This is a genomic window from Candidatus Latescibacter sp. (assembly GCA_030692375.1).
GTDB lineage: Bacteria > Latescibacterota > Latescibacteria > Latescibacterales > Latescibacteraceae > JAUYCD01.
On sequence record JAUYCD010000147.1, the window covers coordinates 1 to 9,537 of the forward strand.

The 9,537-nt window shown below is 45.3% G+C and carries 6 protein-coding genes and 1 pseudogene; 3 read left to right on the top strand and 4 right to left on the bottom strand.

Annotated features, from left to right (window positions below):
* The 4 genes and pseudogenes from Q8O92_09055 to Q8O92_09070 form a co-directional block, all read right to left on the bottom strand.
* A partial coding sequence (locus tag Q8O92_09055) for a metallophosphoesterase (GenBank protein MDP2983464.1) occupies positions 1–949 on the bottom strand: 949 nt, incomplete at its 3' end.
* Positions 950–1,037: 88 nt separating this feature from the next.
* A complete protein-coding gene (locus tag Q8O92_09060) occupies positions 1,038–1,847 on the bottom strand; it encodes a hypothetical protein (protein ID MDP2983465.1) in 810 nt (269 codons plus the stop codon).
* Between the two features lie 1,266 nt (positions 1,848–3,113).
* On the bottom strand, positions 3,114–3,569 hold the full coding sequence (tnpA, locus tag Q8O92_09065) for an IS200/IS605 family transposase (GenBank protein ID MDP2983466.1): 456 nt from the start codon (positions 3,567–3,569) through the stop codon (positions 3,114–3,116).
* A 112-nt stretch (positions 3,570–3,681) separates the two neighbouring features.
* A pseudogene (locus Q8O92_09070) lies at positions 3,682–3,975 on the bottom strand (IS1380 family transposase).
* Between the two features lie 366 nt (positions 3,976–4,341).
* Between Q8O92_09070 and Q8O92_09075 the strand changes: the two are divergent.
* The 3 genes from Q8O92_09075 (at position 4,342) to Q8O92_09085 (ending at position 9,378) form a co-directional block, all read left to right on the top strand.
* Positions 4,342–5,877, top strand: a complete 1,536-nt coding sequence (locus Q8O92_09075; protein MDP2983467.1) for a sugar ABC transporter ATP-binding protein — start codon at positions 4,342–4,344, stop codon at positions 5,875–5,877.
* Complete coding sequence (locus Q8O92_09080) at positions 5,874–6,818, top strand: ABC transporter permease (GenBank protein MDP2983468.1); 945 nt, start codon at positions 5,874–5,876, stop codon at positions 6,816–6,818. The genes Q8O92_09075 and Q8O92_09080 overlap by 4 nt, the downstream gene beginning before the upstream one ends.
* A gap of 418 nt (positions 6,819–7,236) precedes the next feature.
* Complete coding sequence (locus Q8O92_09085) at positions 7,237–9,378, top strand: T9SS type A sorting domain-containing protein (GenBank protein ID MDP2983469.1); 2,142 nt, start codon at positions 7,237–7,239, stop codon at positions 9,376–9,378.
* Positions 9,379–9,537 lie beyond the last annotated feature (159 nt).

A 9,537-nucleotide genomic window follows, 5' to 3' on the forward strand; every position in this document is an offset into this window, starting at 1 on the left:
CACTCACTACTAAGATGATGTTTGAATTAAGTTTAATAAGACTATCCCACATTTGTTGCGCGTCATTATCGGAAGCTACATTAAGTCCATCGGGGCCGTAACTGTCTCCGTGCAGAATGCGTGTGCCGTCGGTATTCAAATAGGCGTGAGTGGCGATAATAACCTCGCGGTCAGTGTTCGCGTCAATGATGCCCTGTGCCCAGGTCAATACTTCCGAGCGTGGAAAAACCTCTAAGGCAAGAACCAGATATTTGTGCGAACCGACATCGAATTTAATCCAATAGTTGTCAGTAGAATTATTATACGCCCCTCCATACCAGCTTTTGCCAGAAAAGGTTGAAATTCCAAAATAACTGTTCCAGTTTGTCGTATCTCTACTGGATAAATTATCAGGCAGACTATTATAGTCGTGGTTTCCAATGATAGGCATATAAGGCAGACCTGTGGCATCAACAACATTCCAACCATTTTTCGCTTCCGTGAATTGGCCAATTGTATGATCCTCTGTAACATCGCCAAGACCGATTACTGCCTGGATATTTTGTGAAGTTTTGTTGTCCAAAACCCATTGAGGCATAGCTCTCCAGACAGCGGGGTTGTTTTTCACCATAAGTTGCGTATCGGGGAAAAGAACGATTGTAAAATCTGGTTCAATCGAACGGGATCCAGTCGTCACCCCGCCTAAAGCTGCATTCCTTATTGAACTTGTTCCAGTTACCGAGAGATCACCAGAAACTACTATATTGCCGATAGTGGTAGCATTCCCTCCAACTTCTAAATTACCGGAAGCGGTCAAATTATTTGTGCTTATGTTTTCTCCGATAATAGTTGGGACTGTGCTTGAATACGCAATGGCTGACATACCAAGGACGATAATCGCCACGCAGGAAAAAACAGTAAGGGCGTGGCCTAAAAGCCATTGAAGAGATTTTTTGATGTGTTTATTCATATGTGTTGAATAAATTTAAGAGTGAGAAAAATACTTATGCACATATTTTATCACAACCATAAAATTATTCAATACTTACATTGAATATTCAGGCAATAATCTTTGTCTTATGTCCATTCGGTATAAACCACACTGCCCTCTCAAACTCCTTGAATTGGTGGAGAAGGGCAAACCTGTACCGGTGATCGGGCAGTTTCCGCGTCATATACAAAAACTGGCTGAACTGCTTTTCAACCCTTTGTAATATCGGTCGGCATTCAGAATACTCCACCGGCCTTTTAGTCACATCAAAAATTTCGGTCGTGAAAATATAGAGGAACTTGGTTTGTTTTGATAGGCCATATTTCCGGAAATTCTTAATTTTCTCGTTCAATCGTATTTTTTCCTCATAGATCGCCTTCGGTGTCCGAGTCCGTTCAAACTCAAGAATGAAGTCGTATTCTCTGCCGTCGAGCTTGTGCCGGTATCGAACAATCGCGTCCGGCTTGTAGCCGTCAAGGGAATTGGATGTTGACGGATAGGTGACGGTGAATTCGTACTCGCCGCGGAACGGGAAGTACAGGCCGCACAATGTATCGATCAAGCCGAACTGGTGCGGGAAGTTTATAACCGACTTCTCTCCGATGGGTGTGTATCGTTCATAGCCCAGGGCGTTCGCGCCCTCTTTCGTTACCTGCCAGAAGGTATGGCGGAATTTTTCGTTTCGCAGATAGCCGTATTGCCTGACCGGAAGGATCAGCCCGGCCTTTTCCAGTTGGCGAATATGGCGGCCTATGCCGACGAGGCAGGAGTCCTTATTCGTTCCCCTGCTCTCAAAGGCGAGATTATATATTGTGGCAAACTTGAGGTCGTATATAGCCTTGAGTAGCTTGCGTTTGGCGTCCGGATTTCGAGGCATATTATTATTTTATGATTATTGCGTGCAATCTTGTCCTGAAAGGACAGCCCAGTCTTTCGTGAAAAGCTGTTTGTCTATTTCAGGCGTTCTGAGAGAGTGGGCTGTCCTTTTTGCTGGAAGCAAAAGGACATAGATTGCACACTATTGATACGCCGTAAAAATCGGCGTCAATTATTAATGGCGGATGGCAGAGAAATATTGTGGGAAGTATCGGCGGGGATGTGTATAGTAATAGTATATCAGACACGAAAAAAAGAGTCAATTCTCGTTAAAGAATGGCTAAAGAAAATCGTAAAAACAGGGAAAAATCATCAAAAATGGTCTAAAATTATCCACGCATATCTTATTGATATTTCTGTATTTAATTGATTATTAATGCTTTACGATAAATGCCCTGGATGCGTTAGGAAACCGTCGCTCTATCCACCTGAGCTATGGGGGCAACATATTGATAATGTGGCAGTTAATTGAGATTAAATTCTGTTATATATTTTTCTCTGGCAGTTTTCTGGCAGTTTTAAAAGAGGATAGCGTTTAACTATCCCCTTTATTGTAACAACTGCAAATAATTCTGAGTCGTTGATAAATTTGAATGTCCTAAAAGAGCCATTATCTCAAACAACGGTCTACCTTCCTTTGGAATTTTACTTTTGCGGGTATACAACACCACACAATCTTTAAAACGTCCTTTGTGGTCAACCTCAAGGCCTCGTTAATCTTTGCCCCAGTATCCATCACAAACCTGACCAGCAGGGCTTCTTCTTTGTCGCACATTTCTAATACCTGCTTGATATCCTCGTTGGACGGGATGTATTTCAGCTTTTTGTCAACAGAAAAGAACTCTATCCCGACTCAAGGATTTTTCGTCAATTCGTGAATACGGCAACCGTAAAAAAATAATGATTTTAAGCACCTGAGGCAAGCATTAACCTTGTAATTTGTCCTTCTCCTTTCAATTAAATCCCTCGAAAAATCATTAAGAAAAGTTTCTATCTGATGTTTCGTTATTTCTGATACATTGATATTACCCAATTTTATGAGCAACATCCTGAAATATCTTTTGTTCTCATCATAGTACTTCTTGCTCTTTTTTAATTTTAGCTGGTCAAGCCTAAAATTATTAAGGTCAAAAAGTTTCATATCCTTCTTAGCCCGATCTATTCATAAACTCAAGGATAAAATCCCCCCGCCGTTTGACGGCGACCCCCTTGTTAAGGGGGTTAATGAAGCTCCCCGCCGCAAGCAGCGGGGTATCTCTGTGATTTTCTAAAAAAGGCTCAGTTGTTTTGCCTTGTGGAGTACCTTATACTCAGCTTCAAGACCTTGTTCTTTGACATATTGTGAGATTGTATTTTCATCGCCAAACTTACTAACGGTATTGACAAAATATCCGTCACTCCAGAATTCTCCTCCCCATAATTGTTTTCTGACGTCTGGATGAATTCTGAATATTTCTCTCGCGGTTATACTTTTCACTACTGTTATGATTTTTGTAGCACTATATGTCGGAATAGATTGCACCAAAAAGTGTACGTGATTATTATCTGTTCCTATTTCAAGAAAATGTATCGGGTATCGCCTTGATATTTCCATACAGATTTCTTTTAACGTCTCATCAACTTCTTTTTGGAATATCACTTTTCTGTATTTTGCAGGGCATACAAAATGATACAACAAAACTGACACATTATGTGATTTACGTATGTAGTCACTTTTTCCCATGCACAAATATAAAGAAAATCGCCGCAAGCGGCGGGGAATTAAACCCTAAGAGATTATTAAAACTGAACATAACTCACATCAATAAGTATTTCTTATTCCTGTGGCACTACCTTTTCTGGTCAAAAAACCCGCTGTCCATTTTGAAGATGATCGGCACATCCGTGCGGTACTGTTTCCGGATTTTCCGCACCACATGCCGCACCATCTCCTCTACGGTATCCCCATGATTGTTGTGCTTCTTGCCCCCGCGGAACACCGCATCCACGATAACCCTGCCCCAGGTCATCTGGAGCGGCTGAAATCCCTCAACCTTTTTATAGGTGGGCTGCACTCCATGCCGAATCTCCGCTTCATCGTCGTCCATCACCATCGTATAGATGCCCAACTCAATGACCGCAGGCCTGGTCAACGTATCCGTGGTTATGCCAACACCCGTGATCCGGTGCGTTTTCCCCTTGCCTTGTCCCGGTTTTTTCCCCATCTTTCTCTACACCCTCTCGGTTATGGCTTGTTGTTGATATCTGCCACGATATCCCTTTCTTTAACAACAATATAACTCGTGAGGGTGCTCTTTTTCAAATACAAAATCGCTCAGGTTGGGTAAAAGATTTCCAATCTAATTTCTCTCGCCCGGGCGCATATTTCGACTTTTACGGTTTTGCGCCTGAGCGGGATATTTTTAATATCCCATAAAGAAGTGACAAAGCTTAAAGAGAAGGCACAGAGGGACAAAGGCACAAAGTAAACCAGAATCCGGAAGTCGGAATCCAGAATGGAAAATGAAAAGATAAAAAATGAAGACGCCATTGTTCTCAAGCTCGAGGGGATAACCAAACATTTCCCCGGAGTGAAAGCACTGGACAATGTATCCTTTGATATAAGGCGCGGCGAGGTTCATGCTCTTATCGGGGAGAACGGCGCGGGCAAATCAACACTCATGCACATCATCGGCGGAGTATATCCCCCTACAGCGGGCCGTGTTCTCCTGAATGGGAAAGAGACAGCCTTCAAAAACGCCCATGATGCCCAGAAACAGGGAATCCGTGTTGTATATCAGGAGCTTTCTCTTGTGCCCAATCTCAGCGCGGCTGAAAATATCTTCGCCAATATTCAGCCGGTCGATACCTTCGGCCTGGTGAAACGAAATGAATTGAACCGCAGGGCCAGGCACATGATCGAGATATTTGGCGAGGATATTGACCTGGATATACCCACCGGCCTTTTACCCATCGGGAAGCGCCAGATTCTTGAAATACTCAAGGCTCTGACGCTGAATCCGCAGGTCGTGCTTCTTGATGAGCCGACTTCTTCTCTATCCGGAGCTGAGACCGAAACGCTTTTCCGGAACATACGGCAGCTCAAAGAAAAAGGTATTTCGTTTATCTTCATCTCACACCACCTTCCGGAGATATTTCAAATCGCCGACCGGGTAACAGTACTCCGGGACGGCGTGTATCAGGGTACTTTCCCGGTATCCTCTGTCACTGAGAATGAATTGATCAGCCGCATGGTGGGCAGAAACATCGGGGACATGTTTACAGGAAAGCCGATTCGCCTTCCGGAATCCCCTCCGGTTCTTGAAGTCAGCGGTCTCAGCCGCGCTCCTGTGTTTGAGAATGTCTCGTTCACCGTTTATTCCGGTGAAATCCTGGGATTTGCGGGTTTAGTGGGGGCCGGAAGAACCGAGGTCGCCAGAACCATTTTCGGACTCGATACAAGAGACGGAGGAACAGTAAAGCTTCATGGCAGGGAAATACAGATACATTCACCCGGTGATGCAGTCAGGCTCGGAATCGGTTACCTGACCGAAGATCGGAAGGTACAGGGACTCTGTCTTTCCCTCACAATCCATGAAAACCTTATCAGCCCCTCTCTTTCGAAATTCGCTTCCCGGTTCGGTATCCTGCGCGAAAAAAGAATCCGGACCTTTGCCCGGGAAATGGTTCGGAGGTTCAACATTATCACCCCCTCTATCGAACAAACTGTGTATGCTCTTTCCGGCGGAAACCAGCAAAAAGTGCTCCTGGGGATGTGGATGGGCATACATCCTACCCTGCTTATGGTCGACGAGCCGACCCGTGGAGTAGATGTGGGGGCAAAAGAGGAGATCTATGCCCACATCCGCGAGCTTGCCGGCAGCGGCGCCGGGGTGATGCTCATTTCCAGCGATCTCAAAGAAATTCTGGGGTTGTCCGACCGTATCTGTGTCATGCGCGAGGGCCTGATTCAAACTGTTCTTTCCGCCTCGGAAGCCACCGAGGAACTCATACTTTCCTATGCACTCGGAGCAGGAGAAACCGCATCATGAAGCATATTTTTTCCGTTCTCAACCGATTCGAGGAGCGCCGCATCTTTATCATTCTTATCAGTGTCTGGATTCTGATGAGCATATTTTATCCGCGGGAATTTCTCAATCCTGCGGTGCTCAAGGCCACTATCCTTGCCATGTCTTCCATAGCAGTGATTGCAGTGGGGATGACCATTCTTCTGGTCTCCGGGGGATTCGACCTCTCGGTGGGTTCGGTGGTGACATTCACCGGAGTGGCCGCCGCTCTTGTGCTAAAGAACGATCAGCCCTGGTTTCTGGCCATGACGGCGGCTGTAGTCTGCGGCTTGCTGGTAGGTCTGGGAAACGGCCTCATGATCGCAAAGCTGCGGATCAATCCTTTTATCACCACCCTGGGAATGATGATTTTTATCCGGGGTCTTTCCACCATTTTTGCAGGGGGAAACAATATTCCCATCATGAACAGCTCATACAACTGGGTGGGACAGGCATCGGTTTTCGGAGTGCAGTTTCCGATATGGGTTTGCCTGGTGTGCGTACTGGTCGGCGATTTTTTCCTCCGCAAATCACGGTATTTTCGCCAGAATTATTATATCGGCGGCAATGAGTATGCCGCTATACTTTCCGGAATACCGGTCAGCAGGGTCAAGATACAGAATTACATGCTTTCCGGAGCGCTGGCGGCGGTTGCCGGGATACTCCTCAGCGCACGGCTGGGAAACGGATCGCTTACAGCCGGTTTGAACATGGAGTTCAAGGCGATTACCGGAGCAATTATAGGCGGGTGCGCTCTTTCCGGCGGAAAGGGTACTGTTCTCGGCGCATTTTTCGGAGCTATGCTCATGGCCACCATCGATTCAGCCATCAACATCATGCCGGTGAGCTCTTACTGGCAGGAGTTTGTCACCGGAATTGTTCTTATTCTGGCCATCATTGTAGACTCGATCGGGAAAAAACAATAGAACCCATGTCTTTGTGAGAAGTATAAAGAAAGAATACAGAAGACAGAAGATTGAATGTAAGACCAGGATGAAGGAAAAAATGATTATCTCTTCATAACCCGAATTATTTATAAAGTTACGTAAGTGTTATCTCAACTTATATTTAAACAAATACTTATGCCCGCTCTTGAAAGGCAGCCCCCTAAATCCCCCGGAGGGGGACTTTACATGGTAAAGGCAATAACATGTAAGTGCGTTATACTTAGCAAAATATTCTTTTACTCTTTGCTTTTCAGTCATTTAAGTCCCCCTCCGGGGGATTTAGGGGGCTGTAGTTTAGTGGTTTACAGTAAGAAAATCCATTTTTATGCAAAATCGGAGATAACTCAGTGGTTCAGACATTATTTTTTTTTGTCTTTACCGAGAGGTTGAGTGAAAATTGAAGTTTCTTTTGCGTTTCAACTGCGCGGTCATTTTTTCTCTGACTTTATGTATTGGCATCTTACTTGCAGCCGGCGCTTACGGATTTGATAACAGCGGCAGATGGACTCACTTTACCAGCCCTGTTCCTCAAACCGATATCAAAAGTATTTTCAGCCTTCCCGGCGGCAGGATATGTGCTGGGACTGACTCCAGTTTCCATATTTTCGACAGAATCCGGTGGAAGAAGTACACGTACAAACCGCTGCTGAACAGCCATGCGCCGTTTTACGCCGATTCAGAAGGTAAACTGTACTTTCTCTCCAGCAACCGGCTGGTAATCTGGAACAACGGTCAACTCACCCTGTTTGATAGCGTGGAGCTTATTAATCCTGTTATAGCCTTTGCTGGAAAAGGATTGTTGTATATCGGCACATTCAGTTCGGACGGAGGAGTGTACACTTTCGACGGCAAGACCATCGCCAAAATCAAAAACGGTAATGTGCGGTCTCTGGCGGTGGACTCTGCCGGGAAGCTTTGGGCGACCATGAAGCTTCCCGGTAATGGTTACCTGTCTCTCATGACCATGGAAAAAGGAGCATGGACCGACCGCACCTCCGAAATAGACCCACTCGCACCTATTGGGAACTATCTGACAGTACAGATTGCCCCGGACGGCGCAGTATGGGTATGCAATGATTACTCTTACGGAGTTTACCGGAACAGTTCATGGTCTTTCAAAAGGAACAGCCAGGGTAATCCGACCTTCCTCACATTTGATCGTTCCGGCAGAGTTTGGGGATATTCTTCCCAGCAGGTATATCTGCTGGATGTATCGGGAGTGTGGAAAGTATCCTGGGTTATGCAGAATATGGCAGCCGGAGAACAGGGATACTTGGCAGCGGCGGCTGATTCCACGCTATGGACGTACAATACCCACAAAATTTATACCTTCAATGGTAAGTCATGGACAGAGGTGGAAAACCGTTACGATCTTGCATCGGATGTGGTAACCTGTTTAGCTTATACCGGCGATGGAAAGCTTATGTGCGGTCACGGGCTTAGGGGACTTGTTTATGATAAGAGCGAACATTTTGGAATCAGCATTCGAGAAGATTCCTCCTGGGTGAATTACAAAAGTTACGACCGATTCCAATTTCCCGATGTTTATGATCTGACCACCATGCAGAACGGTGATATAATTGCTTATTCAAATAATGGTTTTTTTGTTTTCAGCGCCGGTGAATGGGCTTCGATAGATACCCTGAAGACCTTTGATGAAACCGACATGGTCCAGGATAGAATCTCTCACAATACCATGTGGTTTGCCACCACGAGCGGCCTGGTCAAATGGCAGGAATCTACCTTTATATTTTATCGCCTCCCGGAAATTGCCAACCCGTGGCAAGCCGTTTATAACCTCTGCTTCGATGATAGAGGTAATATGTATATGCAGACGAATTTTGGAACAGTTCTTTACACCGACCGTAAGAACTGGGAACTTCGAAATGTCAAGGATTGCGCATCCATCATTGATTTTGCGGTAGACGGCAGCGGAATTATCTGGGCCGCCCGTACCAACGAGCTTTCATGGTGGGTTTACCAGGGGGAATGGCAAAAAATTATCAATCTCGATTTCGGCAGGCTGGTCAAATTTGATAAAAATAAGACCCTGTGGTTCTCCGGGTACGGCGCTACCGGATACTATGAAAACGGAGCTGTAAAGATTCTTCCAGAGTTTTCCCAATCGGCCTCGGATTTCATTGCATTTTCCGATGACAACAGAATTGCGCTCAATGCCTTCAACCATGAACGCACCAAGTTTTACGGCCTCTATGAATACACTCCGGATGCAGTGTATGTGAAGGAACAGGGGAAGCCTGTTCCCTTTATCACTGCAACGTGCTTTCCCAATCCTTTCAACCCGACTGTCACCATTCAGTTTGAAATGCCGAAAACATCAAGAACGGTTATAAGCGTATATAATATTGCAGGACAGCGAGTCAGAACCATCGCAGATCACACATTCAACTCAGGAATTAACCGGGTACAATGGGACTCGCGGTCTGACTCGGGAAGCCTCTCCGCATCGGGAATATATTTTTATAAAATTGAATCCGGAGGTAAAGCAACTACAGGCAAGATGCTTCTTTTGCGGTGATTTTTTTTGCGGCTGATGATTCTTTATCTCGGAGACCTTTTAACCCGATCTATTCACAAACTTGATTAGACTCTTACTTAACTCTTTTTTTAACAAATTCTTATAATTAATATTGGAAGGCAGCCCCCTAAATCCCCCGAAGGGGGACTTTTCGTGGTA